The sequence below is a fragment of the Microbacterium sp. Leaf151 genome, from assembly GCF_001424225.1.
In the GTDB taxonomy this organism is placed as follows: domain Bacteria; phylum Actinomycetota; class Actinomycetes; order Actinomycetales; family Microbacteriaceae; genus Microbacterium.
Genome location: NZ_LMOR01000003.1, coordinates 274962 through 290032 on the forward strand (window position 1 = coordinate 274962; position 15071 = coordinate 290032).

The 15071-nt window shown below is 72.6% G+C and carries 15 protein-coding genes; 7 read left to right on the plus strand and 8 right to left on the minus strand.

Annotated features, from left to right (window positions below; genetic code table 11):
- Positions 1-71: 71 nt before the first annotated feature.
- Positions 72-1400, plus strand: a complete 1329-nt coding sequence (locus tag ASF76_RS08870) for a Cpe/LpqF family protein (RefSeq protein ID WP_055956254.1) — start codon at positions 72-74, stop codon at positions 1398-1400.
- A 69-nt stretch (positions 1401-1469) separates the two neighbouring features.
- On the opposite strand, the gene ASF76_RS08875 is transcribed toward ASF76_RS08870, so the two are convergent.
- Positions 1470-1946: a hypothetical protein gene (locus ASF76_RS08875; protein WP_055956258.1), complete on the minus strand. Its 477-nt coding sequence runs from the start codon at positions 1944-1946 to the stop codon at positions 1470-1472.
- A gap of 151 nt (positions 1947-2097) precedes the next feature.
- Between ASF76_RS08875 and ASF76_RS08880 the strand changes: the two genes are divergently transcribed.
- Positions 2098-3090, plus strand: a complete 993-nt coding sequence (locus tag ASF76_RS08880; protein WP_055956261.1) for an aldo/keto reductase — start codon at positions 2098-2100, stop codon at positions 3088-3090.
- Positions 3091-3155: 65 nt separating this feature from the next.
- Here the strand turns inward: ASF76_RS08880 and ASF76_RS08885 are convergent, their stop codons facing one another.
- Both ASF76_RS08885 and ASF76_RS08890 read right to left on the minus strand, forming a co-directional pair.
- Positions 3156-3608 (minus strand): SRPBCC family protein, encoded by a 453-nt coding sequence (locus ASF76_RS08885; RefSeq protein WP_055956264.1) that lies wholly within the window; start codon positions 3606-3608, stop codon positions 3156-3158.
- Positions 3609-4179: 571 nt separating this feature from the next.
- Positions 4180-5388, minus strand: coding sequence for an NAD(P)/FAD-dependent oxidoreductase (locus ASF76_RS08890; protein WP_055956266.1), 1209 nt, complete (start codon positions 5386-5388; stop codon positions 4180-4182).
- A gap of 223 nt (positions 5389-5611) precedes the next feature.
- Between ASF76_RS08890 and ASF76_RS08895 the strand changes: the two genes are divergently transcribed.
- Together ASF76_RS08895 and ASF76_RS08900 are read left to right on the plus strand one after the other, a co-directional pair.
- Positions 5612-5971 (plus strand): hypothetical protein, encoded by a 360-nt coding sequence (locus tag ASF76_RS08895; RefSeq protein WP_055956269.1) that lies wholly within the window; start codon positions 5612-5614, stop codon positions 5969-5971.
- 342 nt (positions 5972-6313) lie between these two features.
- Positions 6314-7171 (plus strand): UbiA family prenyltransferase, encoded by an 858-nt coding sequence (locus tag ASF76_RS08900; protein ID WP_082484950.1) that lies wholly within the window; start codon positions 6314-6316, stop codon positions 7169-7171.
- 129 nt (positions 7172-7300) lie between these two features.
- Here ASF76_RS08900 and ASF76_RS08905 read toward each other — a convergent pair whose 3' ends face one another.
- The 3 genes from ASF76_RS08905 to ASF76_RS08915 are packed head-to-tail and all read right to left on the minus strand — an operon-like array spanning position 7301 to position 10231.
- On the minus strand, positions 7301-8428 hold the full coding sequence (locus ASF76_RS08905) for an FAD-dependent oxidoreductase (RefSeq protein ID WP_235561269.1): 1128 nt from the start codon (positions 8426-8428) through the stop codon (positions 7301-7303).
- Complete coding sequence (locus tag ASF76_RS08910; RefSeq protein ID WP_268774399.1) at positions 8415-9140, minus strand: methyltransferase domain-containing protein; 726 nt, start codon at positions 9138-9140, stop codon at positions 8415-8417. The genes ASF76_RS08905 and ASF76_RS08910 overlap by 14 nt, the downstream gene beginning before the upstream one ends.
- Entirely contained in the window at positions 9137-10231 is a 1095-nt protein-coding gene (locus ASF76_RS08915) for a type III polyketide synthase (RefSeq protein WP_055956273.1), read from the minus strand. Before ASF76_RS08915 ends, ASF76_RS08910 begins: the two co-directional genes overlap by 4 nt.
- Before the next feature lie 267 nt (positions 10232-10498).
- On the opposite strand from ASF76_RS08915, the gene ASF76_RS17205 reads away from it, so the two are divergent.
- Entirely contained in the window at positions 10499-10912 is a 414-nt protein-coding gene (locus tag ASF76_RS17205; protein WP_162240813.1) for a nuclear transport factor 2 family protein, read from the plus strand.
- Between the two features lie 87 nt (positions 10913-10999).
- Positions 11000-12196: an MFS transporter gene (locus ASF76_RS08925; protein ID WP_055956276.1), complete on the plus strand. Its 1197-nt coding sequence runs from the start codon at positions 11000-11002 to the stop codon at positions 12194-12196.
- A 28-nt stretch (positions 12197-12224) separates the two neighbouring features.
- Here ASF76_RS08925 and ASF76_RS08930 read toward each other — a convergent pair whose 3' ends face one another.
- Positions 12225-13421, minus strand: coding sequence for a glycosyltransferase (locus tag ASF76_RS08930; protein WP_055956279.1), 1197 nt, complete (start codon positions 13419-13421; stop codon positions 12225-12227).
- A gap of 279 nt (positions 13422-13700) precedes the next feature.
- Here ASF76_RS08930 and ASF76_RS08935 point away from each other — a divergent pair, with 279 nt between their 5' ends.
- Positions 13701-14585, plus strand: coding sequence for an alpha/beta hydrolase fold domain-containing protein (locus tag ASF76_RS08935; RefSeq protein WP_055956282.1), 885 nt, complete (start codon positions 13701-13703; stop codon positions 14583-14585).
- Positions 14586-14758: 173 nt separating this feature from the next.
- Here ASF76_RS08935 and ASF76_RS08940 read toward each other — a convergent pair whose 3' ends face one another.
- Positions 14759-14944 (minus strand): hypothetical protein, encoded by a 186-nt coding sequence (locus ASF76_RS08940; protein ID WP_055956285.1) that lies wholly within the window; start codon positions 14942-14944, stop codon positions 14759-14761.
- Positions 14945-15071 lie beyond the last annotated feature (127 nt).

Genomic DNA, 15071 nt, shown 5'->3' on the forward strand with positions numbered 1-15071 from the left:
CCGTCTCGCGAGGGAGGTCCGGCCGCCGGCCGCTCCGTAGCGTGGGACGTCCCCCCTCCGGAAGGATCCCCGTGACTCTCGCCCGTCGCCTGGCCGCCGCCCTCTCGTTCGTCGCCGTCGCCGCCCTCACCGCGTGCACGAGCGCCGCCTCCGACGCCCCCGCCTCCGCGGCGGCATCCGTGGAGGTGCCGTCGACCCCGGTGGGGGAGCGCGTCACCTGGATCATCGACGTGCTCGAAGCCGAGGCCGATACGACGGCGAGCGAATGGGCACATGTGCTGCACGAGGACTTCCGGTCCCAGGTGTCGGCCGAGGACGTCGCCGAACTTCTCAACCGACAGATCCGTCCGGCGGCCCCGTTCACCGTGACGGCTTACCAGGGCACCGAGACGCAGGCCGTGGCGACGCTCGCCGGGTCGGTCGGCGACCCCTTCGACCTCTCGCTCTCGATCGATGGGAACGACCGCATCACCGGCATGGTGTTCGGCCCCGTCGCCGCGCCGTGGGAGCCCTCGACGTCGTGGGAGGAGCTGGAGCAGCGCCTCCGCGAACTCCCGGGCGAGGTGAGCGCGCTCGTGCGGCGCGGAGACGCCGACGTCGTCTCGATCGACCCCGACCGGTCGGCGCCGCTGGCCTCGGTGTTCAAGCTGTACGTCCTGCTGGCGGTGGCGGATGCCGTGGCCTCCGGCGACCTGGCCTGGGACGAGACGCTCGTGCTCGGTGACACCGATCGGAGCCTGCCCTCGGGTGAGCTGCAGGACGCCCCGACCGGCACCGAGGTGTCGGTGCGCGAGGCGGCGTCGGCGATGATCCGCATCAGCGACAACACCGCCACCGACCTGCTCATCGGCCGTCTCGGGCGCGAGCGCGTCGAGGCGGCGGTCGCGCGCAGCGGCCACGCGGACCCGTCGGCGCTCACGCCGTTCCTCTCGACGAAGGAGCTGTTCACGCTCGGCTACGGCGACGCCGCCGTGCGCTCCGAGTGGGATGCCGCCGACGACGCGGGCAGGCGCGCGCTCCTCGACCGCATCGATGCCGCGCCACTGGCGGTCGCGGTGGCCGACGTGACGACCCCGGTGTGGCAGCAGGGCTTCGAGTGGTTCGCTTCCTCCGCCGACGTCGCCGCCGTGCACCGCGCGCTCCAGGAGACTCAGGATGCCGAGGTGCTCGGCATCCTGAGCGAGAACCCCGGTCAGGGGCTGGACGTCGGATCCTGGCCGTACGTGGCCTTCAAGGGCGGGTCGAGTCGCGGTGTGGTCACCGGCAGCTGGTTCGTGCGCGACGAGGCGAGCGAGGCGACGGTGGTGCTGATGATGGCGGACGCCGACGTGGCGGCCGTCTCGGCGGCGACGCCGACGTTGTTCCACCTCGCGGAGGACGCATTGCGCCTGGCGCGATAGGTCGCCGCCCTGCGCGGGGAGGTGCCCGCCCCGCACGCCCGCGCGAAGAGGTGTTCGCCCCGCGAGGGCTCAGTCGTCGTCGGAGTCGCCGAGTCCCTGGGCGATCTTGCTGGAGGCCGCGGAATCGCGGCCGACACCGGGCTGGAACTTCGCGATCGGGTCGTCGGCGTCGACGTGGGGCTCGCCCCCGTCGCGCACCGGCGGGGAAGCCGGGGTGCGGTCGCGGTCGGCGGGATCGTCGTCCGCATCGGCGGCGTCCGCCTCGCCCTCGGTGTCCTCGGTGTGGCGCGAGGTGGAGCCGCCGTCGCCGTGATCCGTGCCGCGCTCGGTCAGACCGTCCGCTGCGCGCGTCCCCACGCCGGGGAGGTCGTTCTGGCTCGAGATGTTCTGCAGACGCGCTTCGTCGCCGGGGTCGATCCCGACGGCGCCGACGGCACCCGAGTCCGCGCCGGCGGCGCCCGCGGGCACGTCGGCGGTGAGGCCGTCCGATTCGGGGACGAGGTTCTCTTCGTCTGCTCCGGGCAGGCGGTCGGCGGGAGTGTTCATGGTCGTCCTTCCGTGGGTGTGCCGCAACGTTAGGCGCGGCGCCGGTGGGGCGGGCCGGGGTTGCGCTGGGTCGCACCGCGGCATCCGTTCCCGCGCGGCCCTGGTATCGGAGGGGCTGGATAGGCTCGACGAAGCATCGAAAGGAACCGCAATGCAGCAGCGTCCCCTCTCCCGTACCGGCCGCGAGGTCTCGGCCATCGGCCTCGGCACCTGGCAGCTCGGCCCCGACTGGGGCGGGGTGAGCGAAGACGACGCGCTCGCGGTGCTCGCGGCGGCGGCCGACGCGGGGGTGACGCTGTTCGACACCGCCGACGTCTACGGCGACGGGCGCTCCGAAGAGATCATCGGAAAGTTCCTGCGCAGCACGGATGCCGCGAACATCACCGTGGCGACCAAGATGGGCCGGCGCGCCGAGCAGTCGCCCGAGCACTTCACGATCGAGAACTACCGCGGCTGGCTCGACCGCTCGCGGCGCCTGCTCGGCACCGACACGCTCGACCTGGTGCAGCTGCACTGCCCGCCCTCCGCCGTCATCGACGACCACGCCACCTGGGAGGCGCTCGACCAGCTCGTGGCCGAGGGGGTCATCGCGGCGTACGGTGCGTCGGTCGAGACGATGGACCAGGCTCTGTCGGCGCTTCGCCGGCCGAACCTGACGAATCTGCAGATCATCTTCAACCCGTTCCGCCTCAAGCCCCTCGACGAGGTGCTCCCGCTCGCGGTCGAGAAGAACGTCGCCGTCCTGGCCCGCGTCCCCTTGGCGAGCGGCCTGCTCTCCGGCAAATACACCGCTGACACGACGTTCGACAAGGACGACCACCGCACCTACAACCGCAATGGCGAGGCCTTCGACAAGGGCGAGACGTTCTCGGGGGTGCCGTTCGACGAGGGCGTGGCCGCGGCCGACGAGCTGAAGGCGTCGCTACCCGAAGGTGTGACGCTGCCCGCCGCGACTCTGGCATGGATCGCGTCGCGAGAGGGGATCACCTCGGTCATCCCGGGCGCGCGCTCGGCGGCCCAGGCGGCGTCGAACGCCGCGGCCGCCGACCTTCTCGACGGCGACTTCGACCTGGCCGCGTTCGATGCGGTCGTGCGCGAGGTGTACGACCGGCGCCTGCGCGCGGAGATCCACCCGCAGTGGTGATCCCCGCATGACAGAAGCCGGGCCCGTCCATTGTGGACGGGCCCGGCTTGCGTGGAGGGGTGACGTCAGCTGACGTCGCCGCGCCAGGCGCCGGACTCGGCACCGCGCGACTCGATGTACTCCTTGAAGTTGTCGAGGTCCTTCTTCACCGAGTGGTCGTCGGCGCCGAACACGGCGCCGAGCTTCTCGAGGAGGCCGGTGGGCTCCCAGTCGATCTGCACGGTGACACGCGTCTGGTCGTCGGACAGACGGTGGAAGGTCACGACACCGGCGTGGTTCTCGTCTCCACCGACGCTGTTCCACGCGACGCGCTCGTCGGGGTGCTGCTCGGTGATCTCGGCGTCGAACTCGCGCTCGGCTCCGCCGATCTTCACCTTCCAGTGCGTGAGGGTGTCGGTCTTCTGCGTGATCGACTCGACAAAGCTCATGAAGTGGGGGAACTCCTCGAACTGCGTCCACTGGTTGTACGCGACGCGCACGGGAACGTTGACGTCGATGGTTTCGATGACCTGTGCCATGGTGTCCTCTTTCGTATAGGTTCCGGGGCTGCCCCCAGTCTTCGCGCGGTGCGGCAGACGCCCCCCGGGGTTGAGGGATCGGCGTTCGTGCCCTATACGCGCGCCGGCCCTGCGGGAGCGGCGGTGGGGCGCGCGCGGGAACGGCGGTGCGGCGCGCCCGAGGGAGCGGCGGTGCGGCGCCCCTGGCGGGAGCGGCGGTGCGCCACCCCCGCGGGTACGGCGGTGGGGCGCGCCCGAGGGAACGGCGGTGGGGCGCGCCCGGCGGGAGCGGCGGTGCCGCGGTGGTCACCCGCATAAACACGATCTGCGCGTGTAAACGCGATGTGCGCCTGTTTATGGACGCGAATCGCGTTTATGCAAGGCAGCGGCCGAGCACCGTCAGCGTGCGTGCGTCGCCCGGGCACCCCAGCGTGGCAGCGGCGGGGCACCGTCAGCGTGCGTGCGTCGCCCGGGCACCCCCCAGCGTGGCAGCGGCGGGGCACCCACAGGCGTCGCGTTGACGGCGTAGCCCTTGCGTGCACGCAGCGCGGCCCCTACCGAGACCGCGGCGGCGGGGACGGGGGCATCCTGGTCAGGCGAGGCCGCGCAGGATCAGGTGCCAGTACACCCACGGCAGGATGCGGCGGTCGGCGATCCACGACAGGCGGCGCTCACGGTACAGCGAACGCCAGAACGGGACCGTCGGTTGCAGCCGTCCCTCCCGGTCGAACTCCGCGAACACCACGGTGCCGCGTGACACCGTGAAGGGCACGACGCTGTAGCCGTTGTACTTCGCTGAGGGCGTACCACCGTCGCGCACGGCTTTCATGTTCTTCACCAGCGCCTTCGCCTGCTGCCGGATGGCCCCACCCGAGCGTCGCGTGGCGACGGCGGCGGCATCCCCCACCGACCACACCTCGGGGTGGCGCACGTGCTGGAAGGTCTCGGGGTCGACGTCGACGAACCCGTGCCGATCGTCGGATGCCGCCAGACCGCTCCCCGCGATCCACTCCGGCGCCCGCTGCGGCGGGACCGCGTGCAGAACGTCGTACGACAGCGTCTCCTCCGCGTCACCATGACCGATCACGAGCGTGCCCGCTCCGGCATCCACCGAGCGGAGTTCGCGGCTGTAGCGCACCTCGATGCCGTACTCGTCGAGCTTTCGCTGCAGTTCCCGATCGATGGCGGGGATGCCGAAGGGCACGGGGTCGGGGCACACGAACACGACGCGGATGTCGTCGCGCACGCCGATCGATCGCCACCAGTCGCATGCCAGGTACATCGGCTTCTGTGCCGCGGCGCCGCAGGACGCCGGCTCCGGCGGCTGCGTGAACACGACGGTTCCCGCGCGCAGGTCGCGAAGCACCGGGGATGCCTTCGCGGCGAGGTCGTAGTCGTAGTTCGAGATACCGGTCGGTTCAGACATGGCCTCGGGGAGACCGGGTATTTGCTCCCAGGCCATGCGCATGCCGGCGCAGACCACCAGCTGGTCGTAATCGAGGTGCTCGCCCGAGACGAGGTGCACGCGCTGCGCGTCGGCATCCACGGTGAAGACCTCGTCGCGCACCCACCGAACCCCCGAAGGGATGACGTCGGCCTGACGACGGATAGCCTCGGAGGCGCGCGCGGCACCGCCGGCGATGTGGGACTGCAGGGGCGCGAACACGTGTTGCTCGCGCGGCTCGATCACGGTGATCTCTCCGACACGGGCGCGATGCAGGCGGCCGGCGACCGACAGCCCGGCGTTGCCGCCGCCGATGATGACGATCTGTTCAGGCGCGGTGGGGCGGGAGTCGTTCATGGGGGATCCTCTCGTCTCCCTCACGCTCGTCTGCGGTGCCGCGCGGCGCCAGCGCCTTGACAGCGACCTCGCCGCCGACTGTGGCGCGCGACCGGTGGGGTGGTCCGGGCATGACGGACCGCGCCCGGCGCGTGTCAAGGGGCGGGGGGGAGCCGGGCCCGGCGTGTGGGATGAGAGCACCGCTGATCCTGGCGGCGACCCGCGTCCGACGGAAGGACCCCCTATGAGCGACGCTTCGATCGACCCGACCACCGCCGAGACGACCCCCGCCGCCGACGCAGGGCTCGCGGGCGTACAGCCCCTGCGTGACGGAGACACGTCCATCGAGCCCGACCCCGCGCTCGACCCGGCGCAGGCCGAGTGGGACGCGACCACGGCCCTCGACGAGGGCGCCGACCCCGAGGACATCAACCCGGCCACCGCCACGGGTGCCGACCCGGCTGAGATCCCCGCCGACGACAGCGACATCCCGCTGGATGACATCCACCCCCTCGACACCGGCACCGACTCCCAGGGTCAGGACCCGGGCGTCGTCGAGCTCGGCGAAGAGGGCCAGGGCGACCTCGCCCCCGAGGACCTCTGAGAGACCTCCGACGCCTCGGGGGTTCGCCGCGGCGGCTCCCGGGGCATCGCTTCGTATGCGCCCGTCCGGTGCACAGGAGCGGTGTGTTCTAACGACACGTCGTGCAATGGTTCGCCGGAGCGGCGTGTCGCCCGCGGTCCCCGCGGTTGTGTACGTGTGGGCGGGGCGCGGCCCCGCCGGTGGCACGTGTGGGCGAAGCGCGGCCCCGCCGGTGGTACGTGCGGGCCTGGACGCGAGCGCCCCCTACAACCTGCGGCGGGGAGCGCCTCCGCGCGGACACCGCGGCGGGATGCCGGACCGGCTACCGCCCGCTCCTCCGCTCGCCCGCGGTAGCGTCATCGGGTGACGGATGCCGAGGCGAAGCCGCCCCTCGCTCGCACGCCCCGCGGGCGCGCGGGTGTCCTCGGGGCGCTGTGGGCGTCGACGCACCCCGGCCCCACGCTCGTCGTCACGATCCTGTCGCTCGCGCTCGGCATCGCCGCCGGCGTCGCCCCCGGACGCCTTGTGCTGCTCGTGGCCGCGGTCTTCGCGGGTCAGGTGTCGGTGGGCCTCTCGAACGACGCCATCGACGCGGCGCGGGATGCCGCGGTCGGGCGCACCGACAAACCGATCGCCGGGGGAGCGGTCACCGCCGACCGGGCGCTGGCCGTCGGCGGGGGGGCGGTCGGCGTCGCGCTGCTGCTCTCGCTGCCGCTCGGGCCCGGATTCGTCGCCGCCCACGCGATCGCCCTGGCTTCGGCGTGGGCCTACAACGCGGGCCTGAAGTCGACGCCGTTCTCGATCGTGCCGTTCCTGCTGAGCTTCGGGCTGTTCCCGTCGTTCGCGACGCTGTCGTCATCGATGCCCGCGCTCGCGGCGCCGTGGGCGACGACCGCGGGCGCCGCGCTGGGGGCGGCCGTCCACCTGACCAACGTCGTGCGCGACCTCGATGACGACCGCCGCACCGGCGTCCGTGGCCTCCCGCACCGGCTCGGCGCTCGCACGTCGGTGCTGCTCGCCGCCGTGGGGATCGTCGTCGGCGCGGTGGCGGTGCTGCTCGGTGGGGGCTCGAGCCTCATCGGCATCCTGTTCTTCGGTGCTGTCGTGGCCGTGGCGCTGGCGACCGCCGTGCTGGTGATCGTGAAGCGTCCCGGTCGCGCCGTCTTCCAGCTCACGATGCTGGCCGCCCTGCTGCTGGCCGTTCAGCTCGTCGTCGTCTGAGCCGCCCTGGGCACGCCGCCGCGTGCGCAACCGCGGGCGGGGTCCCCGACACGCCGCTCCGGCGTCCCGGTCTCCGGCGTGTCGCCCTGATTGCCCTCCGTTGTGCACGAGGTGGCATCCCGAGTTCCGTCAGGTACCCCGCGCCGCCCGATCGAACCGCATCGCATACGCGCGCGTGAAGGCCGCGCCACCGGGTCCCCGGAGCAAAGACCGCAGCGTGCCCGATCGCAGTGCGTGCGCCATCGGCCCCGCCGCGCGCCCGAGCAGGGTGTTGAGGAACGCGAGCCGCGCCGCGTGCCGGGCCGACGCGAGGCGGTCGCGCTCCCACCGGGCGAGTCCGGTGTCGTCGCCCCGACGCACCCACGGTGTGAGCAGCGGCGACAGGGTGAGGGCGTCGAGCAGCCCGAGGTTCATCCCCTGCCCGCCGATCGGGCTGACCTCGTGTCCGGCGTCGCCCACGACGACGATGCGCCCTCGCCGCAGGGCCGGGGCGACGGCACGGCGCACGCCGAACGTGGAGGCCGCGGCGATGTCGACATCGACCCCGGTGCGGGCGGCCACCGCGTCGCGCAGGAAGGCGTCGGCATCCGTCACCTCGCGCGACCCTGCCCACGCCACCAGTCGTCGGCGACCGCCGGGCAGCGGGAACGACTCGACGACGCCTCCGCGCTCGAGGTGCACCCGCGCCACCGGACCCCCGGATGCCGTGACGTCGGCCATGACGTAGCGGTCGGGGTAGTGGTGCGTCCGGACGGCGCCCTCGCGGTAGACGAGCTCGCGCCCCGCCCACCCGGATGCCACGACCACGACCGCGGCCCGGATCTCGCTCCGGCCGTTCGGACCCGACACCTCGACACGCACGCCGCCGCCGTCATGCCGCAGCGCATGGACCGCGGTTCCGCCCTGGACCGGCGGCGCCAGGCCGGTCAGCACGCGCATCGTGTCGCCCTGGGGCAGCGCGGCGACATAGGGATGCCGAGCGCGCAGACTCTCGAACCGGATCTCGGCGAGCACCCGTCCGTCGGCGCGCGCCTCGCCGCGGTCGATCCGCACGGCCTCGGCCCGGATGCCGTCGGTCGCGCCGCACGCTTCGAGCAGCGTGAGGGCGGGGGAGTGGATGCCGATGGCGCGTGTTCCGCCGCCCACATCGACGCGACGTTCGACGACCTGGACGTCGACTCCGCGGGAGCGGAGATCGGCTGACAGGGCGAGGCCTACGGGCCCCGCGCCGACGACGAGCACCTCAGGCATCGACATCCGCTAATCCCCGTGCGACGGCGAGTACCCGGAACGGTGCGGGCGACTCCACCCTCCACGGGGGGCCGAGCGCAGCGGCCAGCTCGGGCGCGCGATAGCTCCGCCGGATGGAGCGCAGCCCGTCGACGCGCAGGAAGGTGCCGACCGAGAGAGGGGTGATACCCACGGCGTACAGGGCGTACGCCCGTCGCCCGCGCGCGATGTCGGCGTGCAGGACCGAGCCGCGCGAGAGGGCGAGCGAGTCGTCGGCGAATGAGCGCAGCCCCCCGGCGTCGAGATGGTGAAGCACATGATTGCTCACGACGAGGTCGAACCGCTCACCCGCCGCCAACAGGTCGCGCGAGCCCGCGGCCACGAACCGTACGCCCGATCGCTGCCGTGCCCGGGCGGCCTCGTGCGCGCGGGGGTCGGGATCGGCGCCCACCCACTCGACGTCGAGACCGTCGCGCGCGGCCAGGGCGGCCAAGCGCACGACGACATCGCCTCCGCCCGAGCCGAGGTCGAGCACGCGGGCCGGGCGACCGAGCGCCCGCAGCTCGGGCGCCAGGCGCGTGCGATAGACCCGTCCCCACGCCGATACGAGACGGTTGACCACATCGAACCGGCGGTAGGTGGCGGCGAGGGCCTGCGGGTCGCAGTCGGGGTCGTCCATGAGCTCCACGAGCTCGGTGTCGCGCCGCGAGAGCCCCCGCGGACGGGCGGCGGGGTTCACACCGACGGGCGGCGCACGGTGATCTTCGCCGCCTCTACCGTCAGGCCCGGACCGAAGGCCAGTGCCGCGACCCGGTCGCCCTCGATGCGGGTGGCGTCGGCGAGCAGGTCGCGCAGGATGAACAGCAGCGTCGCACTCGACATGTTCCCGTGCCGGCGCAGCACGTCGCGCGAGGCGGCGAGCGCGCTGGCATCCAACCCGAGGGCGTTCTCCACCCGATCGAGGATGCTCCGCCCACCCGGATGCACGGCCCACGCGTCGACGTCGGCGAGGTCGCCCACCACGTCGGCGGCGATGGCCGAGATCTCTCGTCCGATGATGCGCGGCACCTCGGGGGTCAGGGTCATCTCGAACCCCGAGTCGCCCACGGTCCAGGACATGTCCTTCTCGCCCTCGTCGGTCACGTGGGTAGCGAAGTCGTCGAGGTCGAGGCCGTCGTGGGAGGAGTCTCCGGATGCCACGACCGCGGCGCCCGCGCCATCGGCGAACACGGATGCGGCGACGATCTGGTCGGGGTGCGACGAGGTCTGCCAGTGCAGCGAGCACAGCTCCGCACAGGCGACGAGCACGACCGCCGCCGGGTCGGCGCCGATGATGCGCGCCGCCAGCCGCAGCGCGGGGATGGCCGCCGCACAGCCGATGAAGCCCAGGTGGTAGCGCTCGACGGTCGGCGACAGGTCGAGGTCGCGCACGAGGTGGTAGTCGGGGCCCGGGGCGAACATGCCGGTGCACGAGACCGTCACGACGTGCGTCACGGCATCCGCGTCGTACCCCGATCCGGCGATCGCGAGGCGCGACGCCTCCGCGAACAGGCCCGGTGCGGTGCGGCGGTACTCGTCGTTGCGGGCGCCGGTGGAGGGCATGAGCAGGGTGTCGCCCTCGCGTACGCCGAGGCCGTCGCCGTCGCGTCCGGCCAGCTGCGGCAGCACCACGTGACGGGTGTCGATCGCGGCGGCGTCGAACGCCGCCCCCACCAGCCGCCGGCTCATGCGGTCGAAGCCGGGCTGTGCGGCGAACAGGTCGCGCAGGCTGGACTGCTCGACGCGCGTATCGGGGAGGGCCGTGCCGATCGAGAGGATGCGCGCGGTCATGTCTCACCATAGGCACGACTTGGGACACCCGGTGCGGGGATGGCGCGCCGTGTGCACGGCGTCTATGGTGCCGCGAAGTCGCGGAGCGGTGGCGGCGACGCATCCGCACCATGGGGCCGGGGAGGGCCGGTTCGGGGGCGCCCCCGGTACGAACCGACGACCCCGGACGCGTCCGAGTGCGGACATGTCCGCAAGCGGGCGCCGCCGATCCCGTTTCGCCGCGAACTTCTCACGGAGATCACGCCGCGCCGGTGCCATAGTTCACTCATGAGCGACTCCACCCCCGACAACAGCCTGAGCGACATGACCCCGGACGTCCTGGCGGCGTTCAGCGACGCCTGGACCCGTCGCGACCTCGAGGCGCTGATGAGCCACGTCACCGACGACTGCGTCTACAGCGCATCGGTCGGGCCCGAGCCCGGGCGTACGTGGACGGGCCGGGAACAGGTGCGCGAGGGGTTCGCGCTCATGCTGGCCTTCGACACCGGGCAGGAACGTCACGAAGAGGAGCACCCGATCATCGCGGGGCGCCGAGGGGCGGCCACCTGGTCGTTCACCGGACCCGGCCCCGACGGAACGATCCTGACCACGCGCGGCTGCGACATCTACGAGTTCCGCGGCGGCAAGATCGCGCGCAAAGATGCGTTCCGCAAGGTCTACCAGCCCGACTCGCAGGATTGATCGACCGGCGGCTGCCGGGCGCGCACGGGTTGCGCGCGACCGCGCCGGTGCGAGTCGGCGCCCGAGAAACACCACGTGAGAGGCCCCGTGACTGACGTCCGCCCCGCCCGGTCGTGGCTGCTCGTCGCCCCGGCGCTCATCGTCCTCGGCTGGGGTGGAAACCACTTCCTGCCCCTCATGCAGTATTACCGGCTCGTGCAGGGGTTCTCTCAGGTGCAGGTCGACATCCTGCTCGGTGCCTATGTCGTTGGAATCATCCCCGGGTTCGCCCTGTCGGGTGCCTGGTCCGACCGGTACGGTCGGCGACCGGTGCTGCTGGCGGGTCTGGCGCTCGGCGTCGTCGGAAGCATCGTGCTCGCCTGCTCCAGCGCGAGCTTCGCGGGGCTCTGCGTCGGACGCTTCATCTGCGGCCTCAGCGTCGCGGCCGGCATGGTCGTCGGCACGTCGTGGATCAAGGAGTTGTCCATCGCGGAGGGTCGCTCCACCGCGGGCGCCCGGCGCGCGGCGGGCATGCTCACCATCGGCTTCGGGGGCGGCGCCGGCATCGGCGGGGCCCTCGCCCAATGGGCCCCCTGGCCCGCGGTGCTGCCCTACCTCGTGCAGATCGCCGCGTGCGTCGTCGCGGTTCTCTTCGTGCTGCGGGCGTCCGAGACCCGTCCGTTCGACCCCGGCGTGACGCGGCTGTTCGGCAACCTCCGCGTGCCCCGACCGGCACGATCGACGTTCTTGCGGGTCGTCCTCCCGCTCGCTCCCTGGGTGTTCGCGGCGCCGGCGCTGTCGTTCGCGGTCGGTCCGAGCCTGGTGAGTGGACGCATCCCCGGGTTCACCGTCGGCTTCGCCACCGTCGTGACGGTCATGACGCTCGGCGTCGGCTGGGTGACGCAGTTCTTCTCCGGTCACCTCGCAGCGCTTTTGCGCGGACGAATGGGCCTCGTCGGAGGGTCCCTCATCGCCACGGGTGCGCTCCTGCTGCTCGTCGCCGCGTCTTCGCAGCAGGTGTGGATCGTGCTCGCTGCCGCGCCCGTCTTCGGCGCCGGCTACGGGCTCGCGATGGTCTTCGGCCTGTCCACGACCCAGACGCTTGCGAAACCTCAGGATCTTGCGGGCATCACGGCGGCGTACTACTCGCTGACGTATCTGGGGTTCCTCCTGCCGGCGGCGCTGGCGGCCCTCAGCGCGTTCGCGCCGATGTGGGTACTGCTCGGGGCGACGGCGGTCGTGTGCGCGCTCTGCACCGCGGTGGCGGGCCGCGGCATCCGGCGTATCAACGCGCCGACCCCGTGACGCCGCCGCTGCGCCGGGGGTGCCGGGTTCAGGCGGCCAGGGCCGCGGGCTGGAGCAGGCCCGTGATCGCCCCGCGGTAGTCGTCGATCATGCGGCGCCGGTCGAGACGCCCACGCGCGGCGAGCGCTGCCGCGCGCAGCATCGTCCGCCGCTCCAGCACGTCGTCCCACGCCGCGACGATCGCCGCTTCGTCGCGCGCGGTCACCACACCGAAGCCCGCGACGACGCGCGCGGCGTCGCCGACATCGGTGGTCACCGGCACGGCTCCGGATGCCGCACCCTCGACGAGGCACAGGGGCGAAGCCTCACCGTACGCACTGGTGAGGGCGACGATGTCGGCGGCGCGGTACAGCTCGGGCACGTCTTCGCGCAGGCCCAGGGCGTGGACGGGTACCTCCGGCCCCACACCGCTCTCGGCCCGCAGTGCGAGGAAGGCGGGGTTGTCGGACGTCATGCCCGCCCCGCACACGACGTAGTGCGCGTCGGGGGTGCGCCGCGCGTGTTGGGCGACGGTCCGCAGGAACAGACCCGGGTCCTTCATCGCGTCGAACCGCGCGGCCAGGACGATCAGAGGCGCCGCCTCCGGGATGCCGAGGCCGGCACGGATGCGAGCGCGTTCGGCGCGTGTCCCCGGACGGAAACGGCGGGTGTCGATGCCGTTGTCGATGACCCACGAGGTCGCGGCGGCGACCCCGGCGCGTGCGTAGGCGTCCGAGGTGGACTCGGCGCACGCGATCGTCGCCGTCACCGCACCGGACGCGGCCGAATCGGCCAGCCATCCGAGAGCCGGGCCCGAGTGGGTCGGGTCGGAGCGGTGGAGGCACGCCGCGATCGGGCGGTCGGGCAGCAGACCCGCACGCTGCAGCGCGACGACGAGGCTCAGGGGCTGCTCCTTGAGCGAGAGCACCACGTCGGCCTCGGAGAAGAGCGACGCCGCGCGGGCCAACTCGGCGGCCGTGAAGTCCTCGGGTGCGAGGGGACGATCCCCGGCGACGCGATCGAACGTGTCGATCCGCACGCCCGCGGTGCGCAGGCGGCGGAAGCGACCGTCGTCACGAGCGAGCTGCAGGGAAGCGTCGCGGCGCGCGGCCGAGGTCAGCGACAGCACGCGATGCTGCTGCGACCCGTCGCGGGTCAGACCCGCCACGACGTCGGAGTGCAGGATGCGCGCTCCACCGGCGAAGAAGCCCTCGTACAGCGACAGCACACGGACGGGTCGGGTCATCGGGTCGCCTCCGGGTCGGGATGCCAGCACCGCGGTCGCGGTCGTCCCATGCTGAAGGGTGCGACCCGGGTCGTGGGTTACGCCCGGGCGACCATCGAATGAACGCCCGCGCACGCGGCTCCCGGCTGCGCCTTCCCGCCCCGGTCGACCGAGCGCGCCGCACCGCGCCTGGACGAGCTGACGGGTGATCCGCGCGATGGTCTGACACAATCAGCGCACGCTCGCACCCCTCGCACGCCCAGGGGTGGACCATGGCACCCCCGATGAAGGAGACGGCCGATGTACCTTCCCGAGGCGATCTTCCCCGCGCTTCTGCGCCTCACTCACGCCAACAGGCCGTTCCGGACCGTCCAGGGTGCTCACGACGCCATCCGTGAGCGAGCTCTGCGGCCGGCTGCCTACGGCCCGCCCGCACGGGTGCGATCCGACGTCTCGATCACCGTCGATCGCGACGGAGCGACACCGGTGTACACCGTGTCGCCCAGGTCGGGGGGTTCCTCGGGGCACGTCATCTACGCCCACGGCGGAGGGTGGATCAATACCATCCGATCACAGCACTGGGCCCTGATCTTCCAGATCGCCGCCGAGGCGCGGGTCACCGTGACCGTGCCGATCTGGCGCCTGCTCCCGTACGGCGACGCACAGGAGGCGAACGCGCTGATGCTCCGTCTGCACACGGCGCTGCGGCGATCGGGCCCGTTCGTGCACCTCGCCGGGGACTCGGCCGGGGGTCAGATCGCGCTCTCGGCTGCACTCGCGCTTCGCGACGCCGGCATCGCGGGAATCCGCACGGTCCTCATCGCTCCGGCCCTCGACCTCACGATCTCGAATCCCCGCATCCCGGACGTCCTGCCCAGCGATCCCTGGCTGGGCGTCGACGGCTGTCGCGTCCTCGCGGAGAAGTGGGCGGGCGATCTTCCCCTCACGGATCCCGTCGTCAGCCCGCTCTTCGGCGATCTGCACGACCTCGGCCCCCTGCTGATCGCATCGGGCACGCGTGACATCCTGAACCCCGACGCCCACCTCCTCGTGGACAAGGCGCGGGCGGCCGGAGTCGAGGTCACCGTCCTCGAACGCGCGGGCGCCGTGCACGACTTCCCCCTTCTTCCCACTCGGGTAGGCGCAGCCGCGCGCTCGCGCATCGTCGCGGCCCTCCGGGGTTAGACGCGCGGACCGGTCGGTGGGCCGTACGCCCGCGGACGGTCGCCGCAAGGGACGACACATGGGCGAGATGTCGACACTCGCCGGAGCCGCGCGCGATGCCTCCCCGCAACGAGCCGACGCGCCGAGTCCGCGGGGGTGGGAGTCGACGCGCCGGGGGGATGGGGCTGCGGTCTTCAGGCGCGGGGCGCTGCCTCCGTCGCCGTGCCCGCGTCGCGCATGCGCGACCAGGGCCAGCGCGCCGTGCTGCGCTCCCGGGGCTCTTCCGTCGAACGCGGGACGATGCCGCTGCCCATGGCGGCCGACATGGCGGTGCTCCACCCTGAGCGTGCCTGCTGTCCGCCGTGCTGTCCGTAGATCATGGTGTTCTCCTCGCTCCCGTCTCCCGACGGGATGTCCGCCCGTCTCCCGACGGGTCGAGTCCCCGTCTTGTCGCGGGGTGCTGTTGGTCACAGTCATATCCCCGGACGAGGGCGCCTGCGGCCCTCT

Coding starts and splice junctions, on each gene's coding strand:
- ASF76_RS08940 (WP_055956285.1), bottom strand. CDS start 14,944: ATGATCTACGGACAGCACGGCGGACAGCAGGCACGCTCAGGGTGGAGC.
- ASF76_RS08885 (WP_055956264.1), bottom strand. CDS start 3,608: ATGGCACAGGTCATCGAAACCATCGACGTCAACGTTCCCGTGCGCGTC.
- ASF76_RS08875 (WP_055956258.1), bottom strand. CDS start 1,946: ATGAACACTCCCGCCGACCGCCTGCCCGGAGCAGACGAAGAGAACCTC.
- ASF76_RS08880 (WP_055956261.1), top strand. CDS start 2,098: ATGCAGCAGCGTCCCCTCTCCCGTACCGGCCGCGAGGTCTCGGCCATC.
- ASF76_RS08890 (WP_055956266.1), bottom strand. CDS start 5,388: ATGAACGACTCCCGCCCCACCGCGCCTGAACAGATCGTCATCATCGGC.
- ASF76_RS17205 (WP_162240813.1), top strand. CDS start 10,499: ATGAGCGACTCCACCCCCGACAACAGCCTGAGCGACATGACCCCGGAC.
- ASF76_RS08895 (WP_055956269.1), top strand. CDS start 5,612: ATGAGCGACGCTTCGATCGACCCGACCACCGCCGAGACGACCCCCGCC.
- ASF76_RS08905 (WP_235561269.1), bottom strand. CDS start 8,428: ATGTCGATGCCTGAGGTGCTCGTCGTCGGCGCGGGGCCCGTAGGCCTC.
- ASF76_RS08935 (WP_055956282.1), top strand. CDS start 13,701: ATGTACCTTCCCGAGGCGATCTTCCCCGCGCTTCTGCGCCTCACTCAC.
- ASF76_RS08930 (WP_055956279.1), bottom strand. CDS start 13,421: ATGACCCGACCCGTCCGTGTGCTGTCGCTGTACGAGGGCTTCTTCGCC.
- ASF76_RS08915 (WP_055956273.1), bottom strand. CDS start 10,231: ATGACCGCGCGCATCCTCTCGATCGGCACGGCCCTCCCCGATACGCGC.